This is a genomic window from Novosphingobium sp. BL-S-24, from assembly GCF_055521575.1.
This window is the reverse complement of sequence record NZ_CM145487.1, coordinates 1,046,648-1,072,893: the sequence shown is the minus strand read 5'-3', so window position 1 is coordinate 1,072,893 and position 26,246 is coordinate 1,046,648. Positions and strand designations below refer to the sequence as shown.

The window sequence follows — 26,246 nt, the reverse complement described above, 5'->3', positions numbered from 1 at the left end:
GGAGCATATACATGACAAATTTGACCAGGCGCAGCATCATCGCCGCCGCGCCGATCGTGGCGGCCGCCAGTTCCGCCAGCGTGCTGGCTGCTACGGCGGCGTCACGCACACGCCGCTCCATCTCGGACGCCGAAGTAGTTGCAATGCTGGCCGATCCTGCCACCCGCGCAAAAGTACAGGCCCGGGTACGCGGCTCGTCCCTGCGAGAGACGATACCGATCTTTTACCGTCTCGATCTGTACGGGTACACAGGCGACGGCAACCTTGTACCCTATTTCACGCTCAACCATCTAAGCATCAACGAATGGTCGCCGATGGCCAACAATCTGTATCAGGCACGAACGTTCGAATGCGGCGTGTATTGCCGGTTCGGTACGGACGAGCCACTGGATGAATGGACCAATCCCCTTACTGGTGAGACGCGAAAGGTGTGGCAATTCCTTGGCGGGCCATTCACGGTGACGACCGGCCCGGACGGCATGCAGGCATCTGGAGCCGAACTGACCCCACATCCGGCTCGGATGGAAGTATTTGGAGGCACATTCTTCCTGACATCTTCCGCCACCATGGAACGCCCGAATCCCACTGATCCCAAAGATCATCCCGAACTCTACGGCGGGTCGATGTCCTATTGGGATACCATTTCCAGCGTGATGTGCAGCGCCACCGACGCCTTTGACGAAACCCTCGCGAGTGCTCCTGCCGTTTGCCATTTTCAGAACATGGGCTCGTGGCATCCCTGGATGGGCATGGGGCAACGGCCAGGTCGCACCTACGGTAGAGCAATCGGCACCAAGCTAACGTCGCTCGATCAAATTCCGAGTGCTGCACGTGCGGCTTTGGAGGCGAAGACTCCGGAAATCTTCGATCGTAAAGGATGGACAGCACCGCGCTTCGACATCCCTGAATACATAAAAGCCCAGCAATAATGTCAGTCACGAACACTTTTGCCGCATTCCCGCGTCGTCATTGGCGAGCACGCTCAACCCGTCTGCTTTTGCTCACGATCGTCTTGTCGTTTTCGACGGTACACGGAACCGCGAGCATTGCGGCAACGGCGAACCAGGATATCGAGAGCCTCGCACCGCCTGCGCCCGACTATGCCCAAGCCGCAAGCTGGGCCTCCGGGCCTGCTGGCCCGGGTGCCGCTAGTGCACTTCCTAAAGGCGCAAGTCCTGCCGCTAAAAGACCTGCGGTAGACGTATTCTACGTTCATCCCACCACTTTCCGCAGCGACACCCAATGGAACCAGAATATCGGAGATTCCAAGGCGAACGGATGGGTCGATGCAAGCGTCATCGCGCGCCAGGCAAGCGTGTTCAGCGCCTGCTGCCGCATTTGGGCACCACGTTACCGGGCTGCCAGCTACAAATCGTTTTCGGATACCGGCCATCGTGAAGCCGCATTCGCAGGGGCCTATGCAGACGTCGAACGAGCGTTTGACTGGTTTTTAGCCAACGAAAGCCATGGCCGCCCGTTCATTATCGCCGGGCATAGCCAAGGCGCAAAGCATGTCGCCGATCTGCTGGCCAAGCGCATTGATGGCACGCCATTGCAGAAACGAATGGTGGCCGCTTACATCATCGGCATCAATCTGGCGGAAGGCGAATTCGGCCTGCGTTACAAGCACGTCCCGTTGTGTGACAAGCCTGCTCAAACCGGCTGCGCCCTGCAATGGAATGCGGTGAAGGCAGGATCGAATCTCAATCCGGTAGTGTCTGCCTATGAGAAAATATTCACCGACCAGTATGGCGATGTTCCGGGACGTACCACCGTTTGTATAAACCCCGTCACATTCGACCGCAGCCGCCCATCGTCCGCCTTATCTGAAGCGAAGGGCGCGATACCCGGTGATCCTGGAGCCGAACCAATCAAACCCCTGATCCCAAAGGCGGTCAAAGTGACATGCGAGAAAGGCTTCGCCGTGACCGAGATGGACCCTCGCCTGGGCCTCGAACCGCTACCCGGGGGGGGCCTTCACTACCATGACTTCGGCTTGTTCTATGGCGATATCAGGGCCAATGCCGTCTTACGCACCAAGGCATGGTTACGCAGCCACAAGTGATGGGTGAACGGATGATCAGGCAGCTTCGCGTTGCCCGTCCAGCTTGGTCAGCAGAACAGCCACCTCCTGTGCCGGAATTGGTCTGCTGAAGAGGTAACCTTGGATTTGCCCACACCCTTCTGCGCGCAGGATATCAAGCTGATCGCTGCTTTCCACGCCCTCGGCCGTAGTTTCGATTCCCAGTGCATCGGCAAGGGTCGTGATTGCGCGAATGATGGCAGTCGCGCCTTTGTGAGCCAGAAGGTCCACTATAAAGCTACGGTCGATCTTAAGTTTGTCGAAAGGAAAACTGCGAAGATAGCTCAGTGAAGAATATCCGGTACCAAAGTCATCGAGCGCCACTCGCACCCCCAGCGCACGCAAGGAATGCAGCGAGGCGAGCGTCGCTTCGACGTTATCGATAAACAGGCTTTCAGTGATCTCGAGTTCAAGGCGCCCTGGTTGCAGTCCGGATCGGGACAAGGCTTGCAGCACGATGCTGTTTAGCGTCGAACTTCGAAACTGGACCGGCGATACGTTCACCGCAACGCGAATATGCGATGGCCATTCCGCCGCCACCCGGCACGCTTCATGGATCACCCACTCCCCAATCGGGATGATAAGGCCAGTTTCCTCTGCCAGCGGAATGAACTCTATGGGTGATATCATGCCCCGCGACGGATGATGCCAGCGTAACAGGGCCTCGAACGCAGTCACCCGGTTCTGCGACAGTCCGAACAACGGTTGGAAATGCAATTCCAGCTCACCGTTGCGCAAAGCATCATGCAGATCGACCTCCATCGCGCGACGGGCCTGAGCTTCTGCGTCCATGGCGCTTTCGAAGAATCGATGGCTCGCCTTTCCGTCCTGCTTTGCCCGGTAGAGCGCCAAATCGGCATTCTTGAGCAAGGCGGTGGCGTCTGATCCATCCTGCGGCGCCAACGTGATGCCGACGCTAGCACCAGCTAGAATGCGTTGTCCGTCAACATCGAATGGCCGTGCCATCGCGTTCACGATTGCACGGCCGATTTGATCCGCGCTGCCCGCTGCATTGTCAATTATGATTGCAAACTCATCGCCCCCCAGCCTCGCGATAAAGGCAGCCGGACATGTCTGCGCCAACCGCGCGCCTACCTCTCGAAGTAGCGCATCGCCTGCGGGGTGACCTAGCGTGTCGTTGACGGCCTTGAAATTGTCCAGGTCCAGACAAAACAGCGCAAATCCATCGGTGTCCGGTCGCTGGAGCGCCAACGCGATCTGCTCACGAAGCAACGTTCGGTTCGCAAGTCCCGTCAAATCATCATGAAACGCCATATGCGCGATCTGTCTTTCGCGCTCTTCAACGGCATTGACCATGCGATTGAAACTTGTGGCAAGCCGGCCGATTTCGTCCTGCGTTTCGACCTTCACTTCCGCATGTTCGCCATGACTGACCTTGCGGGCGGCGCTTTCAAGCGCAACGATCGGCCGGGTCAGGTTACGCGCCATCACGAATGCGCCCCAGATCGCTAACAGCGTGCCCACCACTCCAAACGTCATCAATGCGGTCAGAATAGGTGTGTATGCGGCCATGGCTTCGCTAAGGCTGTATTCCAGTACCAGCATTTGAGGCGAGGACGGAACGAGATCCTTGATCGGCCGAGACTGGACAAGCATACGTTCGTCCCCGCGATCCCATTCGCGAGTGGTTATGCTGGCCCCTGTCGCCTTTTGAAGCGTTTCAGGCAGGTCAGCGACCGGTACTATCTTGGGATCCAGGTTCATGGCGGAAATCCGCACGACCTGCCGTAGGTCAGCAATATCCATGTTCTTGGTGAAGACCACCCAACCCGCCAGCATTGGAAGACGGACGGGAACTGCGGCCACCATGTGGCTGCGATTTTTCCACCGAACGATTCCCTGCATTCGCCCGGAATCCAACGCGTCATATAGGTGCCTGGAATCCGCTGCCGACAACTCCGCTGTGTCGCCGCTCAGCGTACTGTCCATCGCAACGTAGATAGCATGGTCGGCATCAAACCGCCTTTTCAGGCTTTCCAGCGCAGAACTTATAGTCGGCGCGTCCGCTGTCCCGACTGCTTCGCGGAACCCGAAATCGCTTGCCAAGACGGTGGCCGCCTGAGTGAGCTGACGGAACTGCATGGCAGTCATCCGATCGAACACCGTACTGCCGGTAGTCATCTCCTGACGAATGGCTTCGTCTGCGTACCGTTCTATCGCATTACGAGTTCCATAGAGCGACAGCGCCATCACGGCGACGAACATGGCGCCGTATAGCAGCGTCATGCGTGCGGTCAGTCGTGACCGCAAAGCCCGCGCTGCCCGTCCCCATGCATGTCGAACGAAGGCGCGGTCCATCACCCGCTCGTGCGAAGAGCGACGGTGACATTCCTGACGGTGGACCCGCGTGCCGGAATAGGCACTTGCATCGCCAGCTCATTGTCCTTGGATTTCATCAGCGGGTGCCAGATCGTCACTTGCCCCTGCCCTGCCGCGATGCCCGGAATATGGACTTTCCCACCCGCATCGGTCTTGGCGGCAAAAGGAGTGTCGACCACCTTTATGAATCCACTCATTTGATCATGGATATTACAACCCAACGCGACGGCGCCGGTCGATTTGAAGGTATAGCTGCGCGTCTCATCTCGGCTGAACAACTTGATCTCAAATCGCGCAGGCTTGGAAAACGAGTAGATGTGATGCCGGACCTTGTCGTGGTTGGGAAACCGCACCGTCGCACCTACCGGTACGACCAGGACGTGGGGTTGAAAGGCGATGTTTTCCTGCACCATCGTCGTGCCCCAGGGGAAGCGGATCGCTCCTGCCGGTATCCCGCCGGAAGGGCGCACCGTGACGACCGCATCGCTCACCGGCTTCCCGGCCGCATCGACAATCCGCAGATCAAGGTCGCCCGCGTACGCATAGGACGCGGTGCCAGCCAGAGCGATTATGGTCAGGAAGACGTTTCGGATCATGCGCATGCCGACGCAATATCAAGCTATAATAAACAAATGCTTATAGATTCTCGTCGTTTATGCATCATGGGCAATAACCGACCTTTAACCCGGGCTTGGTAAGCGGCAGGAATGAATTACCGTCTTTTCACCTGCACCGTCATTTTCGCCGGAATGATCAGCACCCTACCCACAGCTTCGGCAAAGCCCCTACGCAACGGCGGCAAACTGCTGCTGACCAATGGCATCGGATCGCTCGAAGGGGCAAGCGGCGGCGGACTGACGCCGTGGGCTGTGATTGCCGGCAATGAAACGAGCGACGGCATGGGCATATCCGCTCACGGCACGATCGCTGAAGTCAAAAACTATGACTACCAGAGCGCGGGCATCGCCATTGGCCTTCGTGATCGGATCGAGCTGAGTTACGCTCATCAGGATTTCAACACCAATGAGATCGGCCTCGCCCTTGGACTGGGCAAGGACTACGCCTTCTCTCAGGACGTGTTTGGCGCCAAAGTCAGGCTCGTCGGCGATCTGGTTTATGACGGTGTCCCAGCGATAGCCCTCGGCGTGCAGTACAAGAAGAACAACAACGGTCGCATCGTCCGCGCCATCGGCGCAAAGCATGCCGAAGGCGTGGATTATTACGCCTCAGCCAGCCGACTGTTTCTGTCGCGCTCCGTACTAGTCTCCGGGACGGCTCGACTGACCAAGGCCAATCAGCTGGGCATCCTTGGGTTTGGCGGGGACAGGAATGGCGGATACAGCCTGCAGTTCGAAGGGTCCGCCGCATGGCAGCTTTCAAGGCGCCTGGCGATTGGCGGTGAATACCGCTCGAAGCCGAACAATCTGGCCATTGCGCGTGAAGATGACTGGTTCGATGCGTTCGCCGCCTATGCGGTCAACAAAAACCTCACCACAACTGTCGCCTATACGGATCTCGGTGCGGTCGCCACGGTACCGGGGCAACGCGGCGTGCTGTTCCAGTTGCAAGCCGCCTTCTGAACTTTTCCAGGACGACCATCATGACAGTTCTCCTCTCTCTCCTGCTGCTCCAGGCCGCTCCTTATGCAATGCCCGGCGAAGAACCGGTCGACCCATATACAGCCGACAGCCACAATGCAGGCGCCAAACCATTCGATGGCGATGGCATGGCTGATGCTTTCCATGGACAAGCCGGCATAAAGCGTATCGTCGAGCGGATGGTCGAAACAAATTTTGCAGACCCCGTGATTGGCGAGATTTTCGCCAACCAGGACAAGGCGCGTATCAAGCGTACGATCTTCGAACAGTTCTGCTACATCCTAAATGCGGGATGCACTTATACCGGTCGCGACATGGCGACTGCTCATAAGGACATGGGTGTTCAGAAAGCGGACATGAACCGGCTGGTCGAAGTGCTGCAAAAGTCGATGACAGCCGAGGGTGTGGACTTTCAGGCACAGAACCGTTTCCTGTCGAAACTCGCTCCAATGCGATCCAGCATAGTCCAGAAGTAATCGCTCTTCGCCTATCTGCGGCGGACATTGTCCTTTGACAACGACAATACTGAATCCTCGACTTTGCCGAGTAACGCCATCAGCGCCCTGATCTCGCTTGAATTGAGAGTGCCGAATATGGCTCGCTCAAGTTCTTTGGCTTGCGGCGCCACCTCCGCGTAAAGATCCAGCCCAGATCCGGTCAGGTGAAGCTGATGCGACCGAGCATCATTCGGATTTGGCCGACGCTCGACTAGGCCACGACGTTCCAAGTTGATTGCAGCCCGGCTTACCGACACCTTTTCCATGCGGGTCCGATGCCCTATCGCCTGCTGACTTAGACCATCAGTCTCTGCCACTACCGCGATGACTCGCCACTCCGGCACCGATAGATCGAACTTGGATTGATAAACCGAGGCAATGGCACCGCTCACCAAATTGGTGACGACCGACAAGCGGAAAGGAATGAATCGGTCCAGGACCAGAAGATCGTCGCGCATCCGATATAGTAACAATTGACACTAAATTGGCAATACTCCATCCCTGTAAGGGAGTGGAAGAATTGGAGAGCCTAGATGCAAGCCAGGACATTTGAACTGACGTTTGGGCAGGATCTTTCGATATGAGCACGCGGCAAGAACCGCCCCAAGACGGCTATTTCACCGGGTTTGGCAATCATGTCGCCTCCGACGCAGTAGCAGGCGCTTTGCCGATTGGCCGCAATTCACCGCAGCACGTGCCTTTCGGCCTCTATGCCGAGCAGTTGTCGGGGACCGCCTTCACGGCCCCACGCAGCGAGAACCGACGCTCCTGGCTCTATCGCCTGCGGCCGACCGCGCAACACCCTGCCTTCTCAAGATATGAGGGCAGTCCGCATCTACTCACAGCTCCGTTCGACGCTGTCCCTCCATCGCCGAACAGGCTGCGCTGGGATCCGTTGCCTTATCCGACAACGCCGACAGATTGGGTAGACGGCCTGATCACTTATGGCGGGAACGGAAATGTTGCAGACCAGTCGGGCGTCGGAATCCATTGCTACGCCGCGACCGCAGACATGGACCGCGCGTTCTTTTCAGCAGACGGCGAACTTCTTATCGTTCCCCAAGACGGCGCGTTGGCGATCACGACCGAACTTGGGCGTTTGGATGTTGCTCCTCTATCGATCGCAGTCATTCCACGCGGTGTCCGCTTCCGCATAGCCTTGCCCGAAGGGAAAGCGCGAGGCTATGTTTGTGAAAATTACGGCGCTCTGTTCAGGTTACCCGATCTGGGGCCGATCGGCGCCAACGGGCTTGCCAATTCGCGAGATTTCGAAACTCCCGCAGCCTGGTTTGAAGACAGTGATGAACCCTGCGCCGTTATCCAGAAGTTTCAGGGCAGTCTTTGGCAGACTTCACTCATGCATTCACCGTTCGATGTGGTGGCGTGGCACGGCAACCTCGCTCCATACCGGTACGATCTGACGAACTTCAACACTATCAATACGGTCAGCTTCGATCACCCTGATCCCTCGATATTTACGGTGCTAACCAGCCCAACCGATACTGCCGGCACCGCAAACTGCGACTTTGTGATCTTTCCTCCTCGATGGATGGTTGCCGAAGACACGTTCAGGCCTCCTTGGTTCCATCGCAACGTGATGAGCGAATTCATGGGATTGATCGCTGGCGAGTATGACGCGAAGGAAGGCGGCGGTTTCACGCCCGGGGGAGCATCGCTACACAATCAGATGAACGGCCACGGCCCTGACCGTGCAACGTTCGACAAAGCCACCGTCTCACCTCTGCTTCCTCAGAAGATCCAGAATACGATGGCATTCATGTTTGAAACCCGCCACGTTATCCGCCTCACGCGGTGGTCGGAAACCGCACCTACGAAACAGCTTGATTATGACGATGTTTGGGAAGGCTTTGTGAAAGCGAACATCGATTGATTAGGCAAAGTCCGCGCAAACCCGGTCGTCGTGCTTACGACGATCCTCAGTGCGGATCCACTTTAATGTACACTTAAAGTAGTGTATTTTTATCGGCGGCAATCTAATCAGCCCAGGTTCGTGCAACGATGAAAGTACGCAGTAAGAGGTTCATCATTTTGTATAGCATGGCCCTCAAGGAACGCTCTACGGCGCTAGTAGCCTCGGCGGACTTGTGAACTTCGTTAACATAGATCCTTCCATCTCGGATGGTCAGCGAACAGGCCGAGGCAGGCAAACTAATGGTATAATCGACACGGGCCGGACAATCAAAACTATCCAGGCCTACAGTGCTACGGTCCATGCCGAGTTGACTGGGATCGATGTGACCTCGGTCACCGGTTACAGCAAGTTCAAGGCCACCGCGATTCAGGAATACACCAACATCTCACCGTGGCGCGCGCTCGCAATATTCAAATAGCTATCGTCGCGATGCGTACGGCGGCTCAATCTGTTGACGGATTACCGTCACCGAGAAGCCTGCAGCGCACGGCGCTTGAATAAACTGCCAAGATCGAATGGCTCGCACCGGTCAGGCCCTAGGCCGCAGCGCGGGTTCGAACTCGGCGTTGGGTTGATGAAACTGCTAACGAGCACAGTCATCCGCTCCTTCAACCTGCGCATTATGGTCCCGCCGCACATTCAGGCTCATCAAACTAGGGCTTCGCGGAAGTGTCGAGAAAAAGATGCTTGATGACGCCTTGCTGATTCCGCGCGGGGTATGGCCGCTTCGATAGTTCAGGTTTCACACATCACTCTCTCTGATACCCGATCTACGCCGGTTCGTTGTTCGGGTGCGGCCTGTCAGCTGTTTGGGCCCAGATACTGACATTTGAGCCGCACCGTCTGACGTAAACATCTTGTCGGGCGACAGCTCAACCGGATAGAAGCGAAATGGCACTAATTTGAACATGTGCGACCTCCGTATTGTCCTCCCCATACTGGAAACCTAAGATTGCGTGGGGTTAAATATGGCAGCCGGGCGATCAAGGCCGCGAGGTTGATAACCTGTGGTAGGTGCCTCTCACCGAGTGGCCACGATAGGCTTTCGCCCAAAAATGCGCATGTAGACAAGTTTGGGTTATGCTTGCTCACGCGTTGGCGGCAACGAACGATGTGAAAGCGACAGGCGTGGGCCTATGCGTCAGAATGACAAGCGGGGAGCAGACTTGTTCGTCTTGATCGAACGGTTCTATTTTGACTGCGTAGCGCGCACCAAGTCGTTGGTGGCGCCGCCATCACATCACGAAACGCTTTTGCGTGCGTATATTCGAAAGCGGGTCGGCTTAATGCAGGTCCATTCCGCCTTTCCATGCGAATGGACCGTGCCTTTGCGCTTGAACTTTTTCGCTTCCGGACAGTATATCTTGGCTATTGTATCCAGTCCGGGAGGCGGCATGGCAGATGCGAAGGCTTTATCGGGCAGTGGTCCCAAGCTGAAGGTCGGCTTTGTCCTAGCGCCCCGTTTCACACTGGCCGCGTTTGCCAATTTCGTCGACGCCATCAGGCTTGCTGCTGACCAACGGGATCATAGCCGACAAATCGATTGCGAATGGGCGGTACTCGGCGAACCGGGGGAAATCGTCGAGGCAAGTTGCGGCTTGCTCGTTCAAACCGGGGACACGCTCGAAAGTCCGGAGCGCTTCGACTATATCGTCGTTGTCGGTGGGCTGCTGTATGGACAGTCGCGCGTTTCGTCGAACGTGAACGCTTTCCTCAAGTCTGCCGCAGCGGCCAATATCCCGCTTGTCGCGCTTTGCACTGGGTCCTTTATCCTCGCCCGGGCTGGCTTGCTCGATGGCTATCATGTGTGCGTAAGCTGGCTTCATATCGCCGAGTTCAAGGAAGAATTTCCCAACCTTAACGCAGACTCGAGCCGCCAATTTGTAGTCGACCGCGACCGACTGACCTGCGCCGGCGGGACGAGCGGTGCTCGGTTAGCCGGGCACTTGATCGAAAAGCATGTCGGCCGTGGGCGAGCGCTGAAAAGCCTCCGCATCATGATCGAGGAAGCCGCGCTTCCGGCCAACGCATGGCAGCCAGAGGAAGTCGTCAGTCGTGTCGCGCATGACAATCTGGTCAAGAAGGCGATGCTCAATATCGAGCAAAATATAGGGGAAAACACGCATTTGCCGGTGCTGGCCCGCTCGCTAGGGATCAGCATCCGGCAGTTACAGCGGCGCTTCGAAAGCGACATCGGTATTAGTGTACGAGAATATCGTCGCGGTCTTCAACTCTCGCGCGCCAAATGGCTGGTGGAGCATAGCGATTGGCCGATGACCAAAATTGCACTGGACTGCGGATTCTCGGATTCCGCGCATTTCACGAGAACGTTCAAACAGCACTTTCATGTCCTTCCATCGACGGACCGAAAGGAAGCGAGCGCGCGCCGCGAATGACCGCTCTCTGTGTTTAGACCAGAAACCGGATGTGGCCCTCGCGCATATTTCGTTTGCAAGCGCGGGAGCGTGTTCAGTCGATCTCCTGGCTGGGAAGCGGAGAAAAACAGTTTCGCTGGCGACAACTTTGGTACCAGCAAGATGGTCCTGACCGATTCGGCGCCGCCGGACCGGTCAGGTCACCACTATTTCCAGACCTGAGCCGCAACCCGCCGGAAATTTTTACCTGACACGCCCCGCACCTGTTCGTCCGTATAGCCATGGCGGAGCATGTGCTCGCAGACCTCAGCTCCTCCGGCTGCACAAAATCGGTTTCCAGGTGCGGCTTGCCCTCGATAAGGGGCCAAAGGTAGGTGCCTGCTTTCACATATTGCCAGAACACATCGCGTTCACCTACGTAATCAAGACCGAAGCCAATATGCTCGACGCCAATGAGTTGTGCGATGTGGTCGACGTGACGGAACATGGTCTGCGTGCTAGCCCTTGTGTCGTGCCACAGCCCGCATATCCCGATAATGCCGCCGGTCTTCGCGCAGGCGAGGATCTGATCGTCCCTGATGTTACGGTTAGTAAGGAAAGACGGCATAGGCGCTGAGTGAGAGAAGATGAACGGCGCCTCCGCCACCTCCATTGCATCCGTCATCGTGACCGCCGCGCCGAAATTTTGAACCTATGCGCCTTGCCTTTGCCTATGTAACGCACTGTGCCGTTATTTTTCTAAACATTTGGCTAGGCCAACCAAACCGACTGTAAAGACGCATCTTTAATATCTCGATGTCCGGAATGTGATATTATACGACACATAAATTCAAGCTATCACAGAGGCGCTGCAGCGATACAATTTCTCGACCCAGGTCGCATCACGACGTGAAATTCGAGAGGATCATCAATGGCAACTTCAACTTCGGCGGCGGTATCGCATGTGCCGTTCTTTGGGGGCGAGTTGTGGGAAGCAGATCCGATCGTCAATGATGCCATCACAGCGGAATTTCAGCGGCAGCGTGACAAACTGGAACTCATAGCATCGGAAAATATCGTTTCGACCGCGGTTCTGCAGGCACAAGGCTCGGTTCTGACGAACAAATATGCCGAAGGCTATCCCGGGAAGCGCTATTATGGTGGCTGTGAGCATGTCGACGTAACCGAGCAGATCGCAATCGATCGGGCGTGTCAGCTCTTTGGCGCGCAGTTCGCCAACGTGCAGCCGCATTCGGGAGCTCAGGCAAACATGGCCGTAGCCTATGGGCTGCTGCAGCCCGGCGACACAATCATGGGCATGAGCCTGGCCCATGGCGGCCATCTGACCCATGGCGCTGCTCCAACCTTCTCTGGCAAATGGCTGAATCCCGTTCAATATGGCGTTCGTGAGGACGACCATCTTATAGACTATGATGCGGTTGGCGAGTTGGCGAAAGATTACCATCCCAAGCTCATCATCGCTGGGGGATCGGCGTATCCCCGCCAGATCGACTTCGCCCGTTTCCGTGAGATTGCGGATTCCGTTGACGCCAAGCTCATGGTCGACATGGCCCATTTCGCAGGGCTTGTGGCAGGGGGCGCTCACCCCAATCCACTGGAGTATGCACATGTTGTGACTTCGACGACCCACAAAACGCTGCGTGGACCGCGTGGCGGCCTGATCCTCACCAATGACGAGGCTCTTTCCAAAAAGTTCAATTCCGCGATCTTTCCCGGCATACAAGGTGGACCGCTTGAACATGTGATCGCGGCGAAGGCGGTTGCATTCGGCGAGGCGTTGCGCCCTGAATTTCAGGGTTATGCCCGCCGTGTAATTGAAAATGCCAAAACCCTTGCGTCGGTCCTTCAACAGAACGGCTGCACCATCGTCTCGGGCGGGACTGACACCCATGTTGTCCTTGTCGATCTACGGGCCAAGGGTCTGACCGGCAAGCGGGCCGAGCGCCTGCTCGATGACGCGGGCATCACCTGCAACAAAAATGGCATCCCCTTCGACCCTGAGAAGCCTTTCGTGACGTCTGGCATACGTCTTGGTTCGGCTGCGTTGACGACGCGAGGCTTCGATGGGGATGCTTTCGAAGAGGTCGGCCGCCTGATTGTTCAGATCCTGGACGCAGCCGCGCAAGGCGACGTAGCCGAAAATGTAACCAATCAGGTACGGTCACAGGTGATCGCTCTGTGCGAACGCTTTCCGATTTACGCATCAGAGCGAGGCTAAGCGCTGCCGGTCCGGGGGAACAATTTCATGCAACGCTTTTCTGCCTTTTCACTTTTCCGTCATGGTCTTGGGCGCCATCAGGGGTGGAAGCCTCAATGGCGACAGGCCAGTCCCAAGACGAGCTACGACGCGATCATCGTGGGCGGTGGCGGCCATGGCCTGGGAGCTGCCTATTATCTTGCCAAAGTCCATGCCATCCACAACGTCGCCGTGTTGGAAAAAGGGTGGATCGGTGGCGGCAATACTGGTCGAAATACGACGATCATCCGTTCAAATTACCTTTTCGACGAAAGCGCGGCTCTATACGACCATGCTCTCAAGCTTTGGGAAGGTTTGAGTCAGGAGCTGAATTATAACGTCATGTTCTCTCAACGAGGCGTGATGATGTTGGCGCATAATATTCACGACATCCAATCGTTCAAAAGACATGTCCATGCCAATCGAATAAACGGCGTCGACAATGAGTGGCTTACCCCTGAACAAGCCAAGGAATATTGTCCGCCGCTCAATATAGACCCCAGCGCCCGCTATCCTGTATTAGGCGCGGCGCTTCAAAGGCGCGGGGGCACGGCGCGCCATGATGCAGTCGCATGGGGCTATGCTCGTGCCGCCGACGCGCTGGGTGTGGACATCATAGAAAACTGCGAAGTAACGGGCATCCAGCGTGATGCGTCCGGCGCGGTCAACGGTGTTGATACGACACGCGGCTTCATCGGCACAAAGCGCATCGGCGTGTCGGCCGCAGGCCATACCAGCGTCGTGATGGACATGGCGGGGGTTCGGCTGCCGCTGGAGAGCTACCCGCTTCAGGCGCTGGTGTCGGAGCCGATCAAGCCGATCTTTCCGTGCGTAGTGATGTCGAACACGATCCATGCCTATATGAGCCAGTCCGACAAAGGCGAACTCGTCATCGGTGCAGGTACCGACGCCTACACAAGCTACACCCAGCGCGGCGGCCTACATATCGCAACGCATACCTTGGAAGCGATCTGCGAGCTTTTCCCGCAATTCCGCCGGATGCGGATGCTCCGCAACTGGGGCGGTATCGTGGACGTGACGCCTGATCGCTCACCGATCATTGCCAAGACGCCCGTTTCCGGTCTTTATGTCAATTGCGGTTGGGGGACCGGTGGTTTCAAGGCTACGCCCGGCGCGGCGCATCTTTTCGCGCACACGATCGCACGTGATGAACCTCACCCCATCAACGCTCCTTTTACCATCGAGCGTTTCCGCGATGGCTTCATGATCGACGAGGCCGCAGCAGCGGCCGTCGCGCACTGAGAGGCGATACCATGCTTATCATCGATTGCCCTTACTGCGGCGCGCGACCCGAGTTGGAATTCAGTTATGGCGGTCAGGCACATATCGACCGCCCGATTAAGCCCGCCGACCTCAGCGATGAGGACTGGAACGCCTATCTCTACGTACGCACTAATCCGAAAGGCGTGCATGCGGAGCGGTGGCGTCACATTCATGGCTGCGCCCGCTTCTTCAATGCCCTGCGCGATACGCGTACGGATCATTTCCTGGCGACCTACAAGGTCGGCGAGTCCACCCCAGAGGTGTCACAAGCATGACAGAAAGTTTTCGTAGCGTTTCGGGTGGACGTGTCGATCGCCACCGCAAACTGAAGTTCACCTTCGATGGCAAATCCTACACCGGGGTGCAGGGCGACACCTTGGCGTCGGCCTTGCTCGCAAATGGAATCCATCTTGTCGGCCGTTCGTTCAAATATCATCGGCCGCGCGGTATTCTTGGAATCGGCGCCGATGAACCCAATGCGCTTGTCGGCATTCGGCGTGACGCCGCTCGCTACACACCCAATCTACTGGCCACGCAGATCGAACTCTATGACGGGTTGAATGCGGTCAGCCAGAACCGGCATCCCAGTCTCGAACACGATCGCATGGCGATCAATGACACACTGCTCAGCCGTTTCATCCCGGCAGGGTTCTACTACAAGACCTTCATGTGGCCTAAGGGCGCATGGGACAAGCTGTATGAACCCCGCATCCGCGAAGCGGCTGGCCTGGGCATAGCGCCAACCTTGGATGACCCTGACGTCTACACGCAGCGTTATGCTCATGCGGATGTTCTGGTGATCGGCGCCGGCCCAGCGGGGATTGCTGCCGCACAACAGGCTGCTGCCACCGGCGCCCGCGTCATCCTGGCCGACGATCGGCCGACAATGGGAGGCTCGCTTCTCTCGGCAGTCGATACGAGCATCGGGGGGCGGGACGCTCGTACCTGGACACAGGACGCTCTCGCAGCGTTAAAAGCCCTTCCCAATGTCACGTTGCTTCCACGTACCATCGCCTTTGGGTACTATCCCCACAATTGGATAGGCCTCGCCGAGAAGCTTACCGACCATCTGCCGCAGCTAACCGAGGGCATGCCCCGCGAACGGCTATGGCAGGTTCGGGCCAAACAAGTGGTGATTGCAGCCGGTGCCATCGAGCGCCCTCTGGTCTTCGCAGACAATGACCGTCCCGGGATCATGCTGGCGGATGCGGCGCGCGTCTATTTACAGGAATACGGTGTGGTCGTAGGCCGCAAGGTGGTGATCCTTGCTGCGCATGACAGCGGTTATCGCACGGCGCATGAACTGCAGGCGGCAGGCGTCGAAGTAGTCGCCATCGTTGATATCAGGCACCAGCCAACTGTGTCACTTCGCGCGCGAGCGGCCGGCCTTCGTGTCCTTGATGGAGCCAGCATCGATGGCACCAAAGGTCGACTTCGTGTTTCGGCTATAACCGTCTCCGTCAATGGGAAGCGCGAAACGCTGGCCTGCGACACAGTGCTTATGGCCGGCGGCTTCACGCCGAGCGTACACCTCTTCTCTCAATCCCGCGGCGAGCTCATATGGGACCCTGCGTTGCAGGCTTATATACCAGGCGAATCCGCGGAGGCCGAGCGCTCGGCAGGCGCATGTCGCGGCCGGTTCGGTCTGGCCGAGGCCCTTAACGATGGGGCCGAAGCGGGCCGATCGGCAGCGGCTGCGGCAGGCTTTTCTCTAAAGGACGATCCCCTGCCCTCGGTCCAGACGCGGTACGCCATAGGTGAAGGCGGGCACATCGGCGCAGCACCCACAACCGCAGACCATAGCAAAGCCAAGGCATTTGTGGATTGGCAGAATGACGTAACGGTCAAAGACATCAAGCTGGCGGCCCGTGAAGGCTTCCTATCGATCGAGCACGTGAAGCGATACACCACCACCGGCATGGCGACCGATCAGGGCAAGCTGTCAAACATCAATGCGCTTGGCATCGTTTCGGATGCCACCGGGCGCACTGTACCGCAGATAGGGCTTACCACCTTTCGCGCTCCCTACACGCCGATCACGTTCGGCACACTAGCCGGCAAAGCTCGAGGAATTTTGTTCGATCCGGCGCGTGTCACCGCCATAAACGATTGGGCGGCGGAGCATGGCGCGGTCTTCGAAGACGTCGGCAACTGGAAGCGTGCGCATTATTTCCCGCAACGCGGTGAAGACATGCACACTGCGGTCGATCGCGAATGCGTGCAGGTGCGCAACAATGTAGGCATATTCGACGCCTCCACACTCGGCAAGATCGAAGTTGTCGGGCCGGATGCGGCGATCTTCATGAACCGCTTCTACGTCAACGCCTGGCTTAAACTCGGCATTGGCAAATGTCGCTACGGAGTTCTGTTGCGCGAAGACGGCTTCGTTCTTGACGACGGCGTGGTGGGGCGTGTCGCGCAGGATCGATTTCACGTCACTACCACGACTGGCGGCGCAGCCCGAGTGCTAAACATGATGGAGGACTATCTTCAGACGGAATGGTCCGACCTCAATGTCTGGTTGACCTCCACTACCGAGCAATGGTCGGTTATCGCGGTTCAAGGGCCCATGGCTCGCGAAGTGCTGGCCCCCCTCATCACGGGTTTGGACGTCTCAGCGGAAGGGTTCCCCCATATGAGCATCGCGGACGCGCAGATCTGCGGCGTTCCGATGCGCCTGATGAGGGTGAGCTTTACAGGCGAACTGGGTTTCGAAGTGAACGTACCCAGTGGCTATGGCAGGATGGTCTGGGAAGCTATCTGGGAACGTGGCAAAATGTACAACATGGTCCCTTACGGAACGGAGACCATGCATGTCCTGCGTGCGGAAAAAGGCTTTATCATCATTGGGCAGGAAACAGACGGTACGGTGACCCCGGACGATGCCGGCCTCAGCTGGGCGATCGGCAAAACAAAGCCGGACTTCGTGGGCAAGCGCTCCCTGGAACGACCCGCCATGTCTGCACCTGATCGCAAGCAGCTGGTTGGTTTGCTAACTCAGAACCCGAAGATTGTTCTTGAGGAAGGCGCGCAGATCATCGCACCGTCCGACAGCCGCACAGCGATCGGCCATGTCACATCCTCGTACAACAGCGCCGTGTTGGGCAAGTCGATCGCTTTGGCACTGGTGAAGGGCGGGCGGGCGAGAATGGGTGAAATGCTTCAGGTGCCGATGCCTGACGGTGTAATCGACGTCGAGGTTGTAAAGCCCATATTCTTCGACCCGGAAGGACAGCGCGTCAATGTCTGACATTTCCATTGCATCACCCTTTTTGGGCATGAGCGACGCCATTAGACCTCTCGCCCATTTCGGCCGTGCCGTCCTGCGCGTTGGTGGCTCGCATGTGACGCAGATGTCCGAGCGGCTGGGGTTGGAGTTGCCCACCACAGCCTGCCGGGCAGCCAGCGGATCGGAAATCAATGCTTTATGGCTCGGTCCAGATGAATGGCTGATCATGAGCGAGAATAGTCTGGCTTCCAGCACCGGCTGGTCCAATGGCATTGCCGATAGGATCTCCGACATTCCTTGCTCCCTGGTCGATGTCAGCCATCGGCAGGTCGCCTTGGAGATAACTGGTCCCCGCGCAGAAGACATCCTTTACCACGGGTGCGCGCTGGACTTGGCAATTTCTGCCTTTCCAGTCGGGATGTGCACCCGGACCATGTATGACAAGGCAGAAATCATTTTATGGCGCACGGCATCGGACCGATTCCATGTGGAAGTCTGGCGCTCATTCGCGCGTTATATTGAAGCGCTTCTTCGCGAGGCCGAGAACGAGGCGTAACGTGCTATGATCGGGGTTCGTGATTTATTTCGGATTGGTATTGGTCCATCCTCGTCTCACACTGTTGGCCCCATGAAAGCAGCTGCAAGCTTCTCCGCCGCGCTGAGGGGTGCAGCGTTTTCGCGGGTTCGCTGCGAATTGCTCGGATCACTTGCCTGGACGGGCCAGGGACATGGTACGGATAAGGCCGTCATATTGGGGCTGGCCGGCTTCCTTCCCGATAAGATCGAACCGGACCAGATAAACGCATTCGTCGAAACGGCCTTGGCGCAAAAGCAGCTAATGATCGCCGATATCGACATTGCCTTCGACCCTGCGAGCGATGTCATTTTTGATCGTGCAGGCGAAACGCCCGTCCACCCCAATACGCTTTGTTTCACTGCCTGGGACGATGAAAACGCCGTGGTGCTTACCCAACGCTGGTGTTCGATCGGCGGTGGCTTCATCGCGCCCGAGGGTTTGGTAGGCAACCCAGTGCTCGATGACGAGAGCGCCCCCCCCTTTCCGTTCCGTACGGCCGCGGAACTTTTGCTATTATGCGACCGGAACGGTCTCAGCATAGCGCAAGTCGTGGGCGCCAACGAGCGGTCCCGAACGTCGGACAGCGACCTTCGTGATTATCTTGATCGCATCATCGACGCCATGATGGACTGTATTGAGCGTGGTATGGAAGCCGAAGGCATTCTTCCGGGACGGCTCCAGGTGCCGCGGCGTGCCAAGGGCATCCGCCGAAAGCTCGACGCGGACCAGTTTCGCAATCAACAGGCACCCCATGCCATCATGGATCACGTTAGCCTTTTCGCCATCGCAGTGAACGAGGAAAACGCAGCGGGCGGGCGCGTGGTAACCTCGCCGACCAATGGGGCAGCAGGCGTAGTCCCTGCAGTTCTGCGCTATTATCGCGACTTTTGGCCGGGGGCCGATCGCAAGGGCATGCATGATTTTCTGCTTACGGCCAGCGCCATCGGCACATTGACCAAGCTGAACGCCTCCATTTCCGGCGCCGAGGTAGGTTGTCAGGGGGAGGTCGGCACGGCGAGTGCGATGGCTGCAGCTGGCCTCGCTGCAGCTATGGGCGCTACCGATCAACAAGTGGAGAATGCCGCCGAAATCGCGATGGAGCATCATCTGGGCATGACGTGCGACCCCATTGGCGGACTGGTCCAGGTCCCTTGCATCGAACGCAATGCCTTTGGCGCGATCAAGGCAATCAACGCCGCGTCGCTCGCCCTGCGCGGCAATGGCCGTCATATCGTCTCGCTCGATCAGGTCATTGAAACGATGATGCGGACCGGACGGGACATGCATGTAAAGTATAAGGAAACCTCGCAGGGCGGCCTTGCGGTAAGCTTTCCTGAATGTTGATGGAAACGAAAATGACCGAACAAGATATTTATGCCGATTTCGCCAGCAAGGGCGTGATCCTTGAGCGGCACGAGCATGCGGCTGTCTTCACCGTCGAGGAAAGCGCATCTGTCCATCAGGCTCTACCGGCAGCGCATACCAAGAACCTGTTCCTGAAAGACAAGAAAGGTCACTTCTGGCTGATAACGCTTCCACACGATCGCCGCGCCGACCTGAAAGCTTTCGCCGAACTATTAGGGGCCGGAAAATTTTCTTTTGGCAAGCCCGAGGACATGGAAAGATTGCTTGGCGTCACCCCCGGCGCGGTCACGCCGCTGGGGGCGGCCCACGCATCAGCTGACGCTCTGACTATAGTATTCGATGAGAGCTTTGTATCAGACCGGATCGCTGTTCATCCACTGCGAAACACTGCGACCGTAGCGCTTCCTTTCTCCGCCCTGCTCGGCTGGCTCAAGGACCACGGTCATGCGGCGCGGATCGTGGCGTTACCGTGAATGACCTACACCGCAAAAGCGTGACCGGGCGCAAACAACGTGTTTGACTAAACCGTTATGCGCCACGGCTCGCAGCATCGTCCCCGTTGATCGTGGCAGAAAGGGTCAGGATCGTACGCGCGTGCCGCAAGGCCACCGCCTCGAGATCCGCGCCATAGCCACCGCCCAGCGTGCTCACCAACGGAATGCCGCGTCGCTTCGCCTCCGTCGCCACAAAGTAATCGCGTTCAGCGAGGCCTTTGTCTGTCAACGAAAGACGGCCAAGGGTGTCGGACATATGGGCATCGACGCCCGCCTGCAGCAGGATCAGTTCCGGCACAAAATGATCGAGCACCCAGGACAGCGGTCCCGCCAACGCTTTCAGATAGCCGGCGTCGTCCGTTAAATCGGGCAATCCGACGTCTAGCGACGAGCGCGCCTTGCGAGTGGGAAAGTTCTTCTCCGCATGAATGGAAAGCGTAAAAACATCACTGCGCCCCGCGGTTAGAGCTGCAGTGCCATCTCCCTGGTGCACGTCGAGATCAAGGATCAGGATCCTGGAAGCATCACCCTCCTGAATCAGCCTGTTCGCCGCGAGCGCCAGATCATTGAATACACAATATCCCGCGCCGGTATCGGCAAGGGCGTGGTGGCTGCCGCCAGCGGAGTTTGCAGCATATCCGTGCTGCAGCGCCAGCTTCGCCGCTAGCCATGTCCCGCCGGGAGATAACTGTGATCGCAACGAAATCTGCTCGTCGATTGCAAACCCGATCCGCCGCTGCTTGACGGCCGGCACCGAACAACCGATGACTTCGTTGACATAATTTGGCTCATGGATAGCCTCAAGCCATTCCCGCGGCATGACTTCGGGCGCATGGACAGTCATTGCTACGCCACTGTCTTCCAGCGCACGCATGACCAGTGCATACTTATCATGCTGAAAAGTGCCGGTGTGTCCGGTTCTGACCACATAACCGGGATGATGGACGACATGCAGCATGCCTTGCAGGTAGACCGATAAGGCACTTCGGTCGAGATGCATCGCTGGTCTTAAGACCTGAAGTCTGAACCAGATCCACACCGAAGGCGTCGACAGCGGAAGGAAAGAGTGGCTCGCCCCCATTTGCCCGCCCAACATTTAGAAAATCGCGTACGCGCGGTACATTTTCCACGAACTGATCACACACATAGGATTTCTGAAAAAGAAACCGCGATCCAGTTTAGCCGGTCGCCGGAGTTGGTGCTTTGCAAACGTAGTTCCTGCGTGAATGGTATGGTTATCCGTGAAGTAATTCGCATTTTCAATGCCCGGGAGGAAGGTCCCGGTTTCTACGGTGTTAATCCAATGTTCGACGTCGTATCGTCGCTTCGGCCGCTCGTCTTGCGATGGACGTAGAATGTGTCTGCCGTCAGAATCACAGCCCCAGGATCAAGCTCGATCTTCAACGCGGGCAGATAAAACCGATCGTAGAGCGGTTCGGGAATCGTGTTCAGGCCAAGGCGCAAGTTCACTGGTCGAGCGATCCGATGTCACCACTGGACCTGTAGCCAAAACAGATAGGAGGCAACCGAACGGGACGCGCATCATAAATTTTTTGTTTATAGTATGGCGAGGTGGCCGGGTACGTCCGATCGGGCGTCCCGGCACTACGTCACATCTTCATCAGTTCCTGGATGTGCTGTTGTACTACTGGCACGATTGCAGTGGCTGTCGTTTTGAGCGTTGCGGCCGTCCCATCCTTCGCGTAGGCCTGCTGCACGGCCAGTGCCTGGCCATGTGCAGCCTTCTGTTCAGCGATATAGCGCGCATCTCTAGCCAGGCCATTTTCAGCCTTCAACTGTGCCACCAATTCCAGCTGCAGCGGGGTGAGCGCTGGCGGCGGCACTGCCACTTTTGCCTTGGCTGCCGCCGCCTTCACATCGGCCGTGCTTTTTGTATGGTGCGCTATCATCATCGCCGCGAAGTCCCTGACCTTCGGGTCCTTGCTGGTTGCTAAAACGAGCGTGCTCGACTCTCGTTCATAAAGGTCGCTGGCGCCCGTGGTCTTCACATAATCGCCTGGCGTCATAACCTGAGCGCTGGCCGGCGCAGCAGCCAGAACCGCCAATCCTAGAAAAGCGTAAAAAACCTTCATTGATTTGCTCCTGGAAAAAGGACGGGGCAGTCGTTATTTCGACAGTGCTGGCTTCAGGCGCGACACCGCCCAAGCCTGCGCGTCGAAGGCGCCGCGTACGATTGGCGCCATTCCAAAAAATTCGTGAGTTACGCCTGCGAACGTCTTCTGCTCGACCGACACGCCGGCCGCCTTCAATGCCACGGCAAGCGTTTCTCCGTCCGAACGCAACGGATCGACCTGCGCGTTGACGATAGTGACCGGCGGCAAGCCCTTCAGATTAGCGGCAACCAGATTGATGCGCGGGTCCTGCTGATCCGTACTGCCGCGCGCATAATAATAGCCGAACCATTTGAGCATGGCGCTGTTGAGCGGCTTGGCATTTGCCGAGTCTTTCCGTGATGGCAGGTCCATGGCACTATTCGCGATCGGATATACCGACAGGATATGCTGCGGTGCGGTTAGGCCGTTTTCGCGGGCATAGATTGCCGTTGCAACAGCCAGGTTGCCGCCGGCGCTTTCACCCGCCAGAGCGATCCGCTTAGGATCGCCGCGCCAGTTTTTTGCGCTTTTGATCACCCAGGCATAGGCAGCGGCGGCATCATCGTGCTGGGCGGGAAATTTGGCTTCCGGCGCGTGGCGATATTCCACTGATACGACCATCGCATTAAGCTGCTTGGACAACGCGCGGGGCGTGGCGTCATAGGTGTTTACGTCGGCAATCACCCAGCCGCCGCCGTGATAGTAAATAATGATCGGGAGAATTGCATCAGCCGGTGCTGCTGATGGTCGATAAATGCGGGCATATTGCATCGGATCGGCGCCATACGGCACGTCTTTTGTCGTGACCGCTGCGTCAGGTGCAGTCGATATGCCCTTTTTCCGCATGACGGCGGTCGCTGCATCAGCGGCACTTGGCTGAATGCGCGCCTTTACGGGGGTGAGCGTCTCGATTGGCTTAGCGCCGAGTGCGGCGTGAGCGTCCAGAACGGCCTGCATATCTGCGGCAGGTACGGGAGGACGCATAGCCGTGGATGGCGCACGAGGTGGTGGCGCTGCGTTGGGTGAGATGATCGACTGCGCAAGCGCCGGGCCCGTCAGTGCGGTCCAGGCGAATAGCACGATAGCGAAGGAGGATTTCATAGGCAGTCCCTGTTTTGCTTGCCACCCCAGCACACCAACCGGTCATCGGCCCAACAGTTCCGCGAAAAACACCAATATTGCTTTAGGTTATCTCGAAATGCTTCTCATCACTACTTGCATATTTACAGTGAGTTCCAAATTTCTGGACCTAGGAAGTGAATGGTCAATATTTTGACTGGTGTGGCCTACCGGTTGGTCATCTAAGGTGCCAGTTTTCATGATTTTACGATGTTCTCGATCGCTACCAGATTGCTGGTCGAGATTGGGCAAGGGTCTTTTTCCAATCCATGTCATCGTGACGTCACAGGGAGTTTCAGCCTACTCCTTGCCCGTCGGTTGCCGGGTTTCGCCAAAAGACAGATGTTGGCGCGAACGGCAATGAAGTCCGAATCCTGCCCTCAACTCTCACCCCTTCCAAGTCATCAGCCAACGATTTCGATCCGTTAGGTGCGGATCGTCCGTTTCTATTCGCTGCATATATAAAATTACGGGATGAGCCGTTCCGCTTGAGGTCGAGCGAATAACGAAAAGGATTGTCGTCGGTGAACTGGTGTAACGTAACACCTAGCCACCGGGTTCAGCGTTTGATCCGGGCTTGAATGCGAGCCTGAGAAGCGCACGATGACAGCGAACCTAGAGTTGCTTTACTCAGATAGCCTGTAAAACAGGCGCCTTGATCGCTGCCCTGCTTTCTCTCAGCATTAGTTTCAGCTGCCCAGCCAGGGCGGGGCTGGACAGCCAACTCAAGCCAATATGTTGTCGGCTTGTTTATGCAGGGAAGTGTATTCCACACAGTTTGTTGCCATCAGGATCGCGGAAATAGGCAAGATCGATTGTACCCATCGTTGCCGTTGCACGAGGTCCGGGCGCTGCCTCGATCGACGTACCCCCACTAGCGATTGCCGCGTCATGGAACTGCCTTACCTGCGCCAAAGAGTTACAGGCAAAAGCGACGGTGCTGCCGTTTGCAACGGTTGCAGGCTCATCATTGATGGGCTGAGTAACGATAAAATTGGCGCCATCGCCGTTCCGATAAATCAGACGAGTGTGGCCACTATCGGCGACATTGATTATTGCCTCTCCAATTCCAAGAGTGCCAAGCACCGCGTCATAAAAGTGCTTTGCCTTTTCAATGTTGTTTGACCCAATCATGGTGTGAAAGAGCATGCATCGTCTCCTACCTGGGGCATTTCATAGTCGAAAAGCGCCCCCTCGCGACGCGCTAGCAGAATTGCCGACTTGGTCACGCTCAGACATCGTTTCGATGACGCCATCGCTTATCATTAATTTTCGGCGACATGCGCAACGGCTCACCGGTCCTGGCACGCCGTTGATCGGCTTATCTGTCTCCTAGCGCCAAAGATGAAAGCCATCTCGCGCGCAAACATAATCATGCGCGAATGGCTGAAGTGTATGCGGGACGTTTGGAGCTACCCGAGGCTCGTGCGCAGATGGCGCGCCGGCGTTCACTTAAGACAGGGTATGCCACGGCCTTGCCGCGTTTCGAGCGCGATCCCGCAGCAGAGTGCCATCGCTCAGTGTTGATCGAGTCTGCCGTCCCAGAAGCCGATGTTACGCATCTAATTGCTTGAATAGCGACCTGGGAGCCAGATGCCCAAAGATGGCGTTAGCGGCCATCTTCGCGATCGGTCTGGACGGCAGTATTTTGGAGGATATTCCCAGACCTCGTCCTGTGACGTATTACGGTTCCGATTTAAACGGGCAGCCGATCGGGGAAATAGCATGCAAACGAGGCTAACGTTGGAGCGTCCGTTGGTTTTGCCCGAGAACCGCTTTTACGTACTGATCGCCTGCTTGATGGGGCTCCTCAACATAGGCGCATTCTCGCTCTTCGCCATATTGGGCGTTTCGACATTCCACGCCCCTATTTACGTGCATATCCATGCCGTCTTGTTCATGGGTTGGGTGCTGCTGTTTTTGGCCCAAGTGCTACTTGCGGCGACCGGTTCATTGGCGATGCACCGCAAGCTGGGTTGGGTCGCGGTGGGATGGGCGATCGCGATGGTCGTGGTCGGCACCTTGACCACTGTATGGACCGTGCAAAAAGCGGCGGTTCCATTCTTTTTTCTTCCCGCTCAGTTTCTTTTAATGAACCCCCTAAGCGTGCTTCTTTTCGCGGCGCTATTGATTGGCGGGGTTTTCAAGCGGCGAGATCGCGACTGGCACCCGCGCCTTATCATATGCGGCATGGCTGCGATCATGGGTCCGGCATTCGGGCGTTTGCTGCCTGCTCCGCTGTTTATGTATTCGATGCTCACGGCGGTCTTCATCGGCATGGTCGCTTTCCCGCTAGCCGGTATCATGCGCGACAGACGGCGCTATGGCCGTGCCCACCCCGCCTGGTGGCTGGGACTGGCCGCAATCCTGGCGCTGCATTTGGCTACCGAGACGGTGGGGCGCAGTAGATTCGCTGCGTCCCTGTACGATCGCACCACGGCGGGGACACCCGGCGCACGGATATCCGCATTGGAATATCAACGGCCTCCCTTCCTCGTCGCACCGTAACCAAACGGCAAAGGTTCACTCCGGTTGGGGTGCATCAGGACTGGGCTTGGGGCCGGTTTGACCCTGGTCAGTGTAATCGTCATCACCGGGTGTTAGGGAATTAGCAGATTCCGGCCCGTTGTTGCCTGCTTGGTCGCTGCCATTATACCCTATATTGGTTTGGCCACCATTGCCCAGTAAGCCGCCCTGCGTGGGCTTTTCCCGGTGTGTGGATTGGGATAAGCAGCCCCCGGCTTTCGCCGCCGGACGTTCGTCCATGCAAGTCCACATCCGGATCTGGAGAAGCGGATACGCCATGCGGCTTGCCTTTGTTGCCCCCCTAGCCATCCAGCCAGTGGGCCTGCTGCTGTCCGGCTTTTCATACAGCATCATAGCCGGCGCTTCCGGTGCACGTCTGTCCAGATCGAAGGAGATCTCGTCGATCTGCTAACCAGTTTCCTGGAGCCGGCAGATTGCAGCGTGCAGGCGTTAGCCCATACAGAGGTTGCGATGAT

Annotated in this window: 23 protein-coding genes; 14 read left to right on the top strand and 9 right to left on the bottom strand. The window is 57.3% G+C overall.

What is annotated here, in order from left to right; genetic code table 11:
* Positions 1–11: 11 nt before the first annotated feature.
* Complete coding sequence (locus tag ACZ1JM_RS04780) at positions 12–929, top strand: DUF1838 family protein (protein WP_465131979.1); 918 nt, start codon at positions 12–14, stop codon at positions 927–929.
* On the top strand, positions 929–2,065 hold the full coding sequence (locus tag ACZ1JM_RS04775) for a DUF3089 domain-containing protein (protein WP_465131978.1): 1,137 nt from the start codon (positions 929–931) through the stop codon (positions 2,063–2,065). The genes ACZ1JM_RS04780 and ACZ1JM_RS04775 overlap by 1 nt, the downstream gene beginning before the upstream one ends.
* A 15-nt stretch (positions 2,066–2,080) precedes the next feature.
* Here ACZ1JM_RS04775 and ACZ1JM_RS04770 read toward each other — a convergent pair whose 3' ends face one another.
* Together ACZ1JM_RS04770 and ACZ1JM_RS04765 are read right to left on the bottom strand one after the other, a co-directional pair.
* Positions 2,081–4,330 (bottom strand): putative bifunctional diguanylate cyclase/phosphodiesterase, encoded by a 2,250-nt coding sequence (locus ACZ1JM_RS04770; protein ID WP_465131977.1) that lies wholly within the window; start codon positions 4,328–4,330, stop codon positions 2,081–2,083.
* Positions 4,331–4,401: 71 nt separating this feature from the next.
* Complete coding sequence (locus ACZ1JM_RS04765; protein WP_465131976.1) at positions 4,402–5,025, bottom strand: cupredoxin domain-containing protein; 624 nt, start codon at positions 5,023–5,025, stop codon at positions 4,402–4,404.
* 105 nt (positions 5,026–5,130) lie between these two features.
* Between ACZ1JM_RS04765 and ACZ1JM_RS04760 the strand changes: the two genes are divergently transcribed.
* On the top strand, positions 5,131–6,003 hold the full coding sequence (locus tag ACZ1JM_RS04760; RefSeq protein WP_465131975.1) for a DUF3034 family protein: 873 nt from the start codon (positions 5,131–5,133) through the stop codon (positions 6,001–6,003).
* A 20-nt stretch (positions 6,004–6,023) separates the two neighbouring features.
* Positions 6,024–6,497 carry a group I truncated hemoglobin gene (locus ACZ1JM_RS04755; protein ID WP_465131974.1) on the top strand — a complete coding sequence of 158 codons (474 nt, stop codon included), beginning with the start codon at positions 6,024–6,026 and terminating at the stop codon, positions 6,495–6,497.
* Between the two features lie 11 nt (positions 6,498–6,508).
* Here the strand turns inward: ACZ1JM_RS04755 and ACZ1JM_RS04750 are convergent, their stop codons facing one another.
* Positions 6,509–6,931: a MarR family winged helix-turn-helix transcriptional regulator gene (locus ACZ1JM_RS04750; protein WP_465131973.1), complete on the bottom strand. Its 423-nt coding sequence runs from the start codon at positions 6,929–6,931 to the stop codon at positions 6,509–6,511.
* Between the two features lie 167 nt (positions 6,932–7,098).
* Between ACZ1JM_RS04750 and hmgA the strand changes: the two genes are divergently transcribed.
* Both hmgA and ACZ1JM_RS04740 read left to right on the top strand, forming a co-directional pair.
* On the top strand, positions 7,099–8,409 hold the full coding sequence (gene hmgA, locus ACZ1JM_RS04745) for a homogentisate 1,2-dioxygenase (RefSeq protein ID WP_465131972.1): 1,311 nt from the start codon (positions 7,099–7,101) through the stop codon (positions 8,407–8,409).
* Positions 8,410–9,845: 1,436 nt separating this feature from the next.
* Positions 9,846–10,847, top strand: a complete 1,002-nt coding sequence (locus ACZ1JM_RS04740) for a GlxA family transcriptional regulator (RefSeq protein ID WP_465131971.1) — start codon at positions 9,846–9,848, stop codon at positions 10,845–10,847.
* Positions 10,848–10,920: 73 nt separating this feature from the next.
* Here ACZ1JM_RS04740 and ACZ1JM_RS04735 read toward each other — a convergent pair whose 3' ends face one another.
* Entirely contained in the window at positions 10,921–11,490 is a 570-nt protein-coding gene (locus tag ACZ1JM_RS04735; protein ID WP_465131970.1) for a membrane dipeptidase, read from the bottom strand.
* 246 nt (positions 11,491–11,736) lie between these two features.
* On the opposite strand from ACZ1JM_RS04735, the gene glyA reads away from it, so the two are divergent.
* Genes glyA through ACZ1JM_RS04700 form a run of 7 tightly spaced genes read left to right on the top strand, consistent with a single transcriptional unit; the run spans position 11,737 to position 19,990 of the window.
* Complete coding sequence (glyA, locus tag ACZ1JM_RS04730; RefSeq protein ID WP_465131969.1) at positions 11,737–13,044, top strand: serine hydroxymethyltransferase; 1,308 nt, start codon at positions 11,737–11,739, stop codon at positions 13,042–13,044.
* A 27-nt stretch (positions 13,045–13,071) separates the two neighbouring features.
* Positions 13,072–14,325 (top strand): sarcosine oxidase subunit beta family protein, encoded by a 1,254-nt coding sequence (locus ACZ1JM_RS04725; RefSeq protein WP_465131968.1) that lies wholly within the window; start codon positions 13,072–13,074, stop codon positions 14,323–14,325.
* A gap of 11 nt (positions 14,326–14,336) precedes the next feature.
* A complete protein-coding gene (locus tag ACZ1JM_RS04720; protein ID WP_465131967.1) occupies positions 14,337–14,621 on the top strand; it encodes a sarcosine oxidase subunit delta in 285 nt (94 codons plus the stop codon).
* Positions 14,618–17,596, top strand: a complete 2,979-nt coding sequence (locus ACZ1JM_RS04715; protein WP_465131966.1) for a sarcosine oxidase subunit alpha family protein — start codon at positions 14,618–14,620, stop codon at positions 17,594–17,596. The genes ACZ1JM_RS04720 and ACZ1JM_RS04715 overlap by 4 nt, the downstream gene beginning before the upstream one ends.
* Before the next feature lie 28 nt (positions 17,597–17,624).
* Positions 17,625–18,131: a sarcosine oxidase subunit gamma gene (locus ACZ1JM_RS04710; RefSeq protein WP_465132584.1), complete on the top strand. Its 507-nt coding sequence runs from the start codon at positions 17,625–17,627 to the stop codon at positions 18,129–18,131.
* 6 nt (positions 18,132–18,137) lie between these two features.
* Complete coding sequence (locus tag ACZ1JM_RS04705) at positions 18,138–19,496, top strand: L-serine ammonia-lyase (protein WP_465131965.1); 1,359 nt, start codon at positions 18,138–18,140, stop codon at positions 19,494–19,496.
* An 11-nt stretch (positions 19,497–19,507) separates the two neighbouring features.
* Positions 19,508–19,990: a prolyl-tRNA synthetase associated domain-containing protein gene (locus tag ACZ1JM_RS04700; protein ID WP_465131964.1), complete on the top strand. Its 483-nt coding sequence runs from the start codon at positions 19,508–19,510 to the stop codon at positions 19,988–19,990.
* Between the two features lie 55 nt (positions 19,991–20,045).
* Here the strand turns inward: ACZ1JM_RS04700 and ACZ1JM_RS04695 are convergent, their stop codons facing one another.
* The 5 genes from ACZ1JM_RS04695 to ACZ1JM_RS04675 all read right to left on the bottom strand — a co-directional run bounded on the left by ACZ1JM_RS04695 (position 20,046) and on the right by ACZ1JM_RS04675 (position 24,393).
* On the bottom strand, positions 20,046–20,969 hold the full coding sequence (locus tag ACZ1JM_RS04695; protein ID WP_465132583.1) for a histone deacetylase family protein: 924 nt from the start codon (positions 20,967–20,969) through the stop codon (positions 20,046–20,048).
* Between the two features lie 329 nt (positions 20,970–21,298).
* Positions 21,299–21,481 carry a hypothetical protein gene (locus ACZ1JM_RS04690; protein ID WP_465131963.1) on the bottom strand — a complete coding sequence of 61 codons (183 nt, stop codon included), beginning with the start codon at positions 21,479–21,481 and terminating at the stop codon, positions 21,299–21,301.
* A gap of 140 nt (positions 21,482–21,621) precedes the next feature.
* Positions 21,622–22,077 (bottom strand): DUF4142 domain-containing protein, encoded by a 456-nt coding sequence (locus ACZ1JM_RS04685; RefSeq protein WP_465131962.1) that lies wholly within the window; start codon positions 22,075–22,077, stop codon positions 21,622–21,624.
* Positions 22,078–22,137: 60 nt separating this feature from the next.
* The gene (locus ACZ1JM_RS04680; RefSeq protein ID WP_465131961.1) at positions 22,138–23,226 is read right to left on the bottom strand and encodes an alpha/beta hydrolase; all 1,089 of its coding nucleotides are present in this window, start codon (positions 23,224–23,226) and stop codon (positions 22,138–22,140) included.
* Positions 23,227–23,994: 768 nt separating this feature from the next.
* On the bottom strand, positions 23,995–24,393 hold the full coding sequence (locus tag ACZ1JM_RS04675; protein WP_465131960.1) for a VOC family protein: 399 nt from the start codon (positions 24,391–24,393) through the stop codon (positions 23,995–23,997).
* A 444-nt stretch (positions 24,394–24,837) separates the two neighbouring features.
* Between ACZ1JM_RS04675 and ACZ1JM_RS04670 the strand changes: the two genes are divergently transcribed.
* A complete protein-coding gene (locus ACZ1JM_RS04670; RefSeq protein ID WP_465131959.1) occupies positions 24,838–25,752 on the top strand; it encodes a hypothetical protein in 915 nt (304 codons plus the stop codon).
* Positions 25,753–26,246 lie beyond the last annotated feature (494 nt).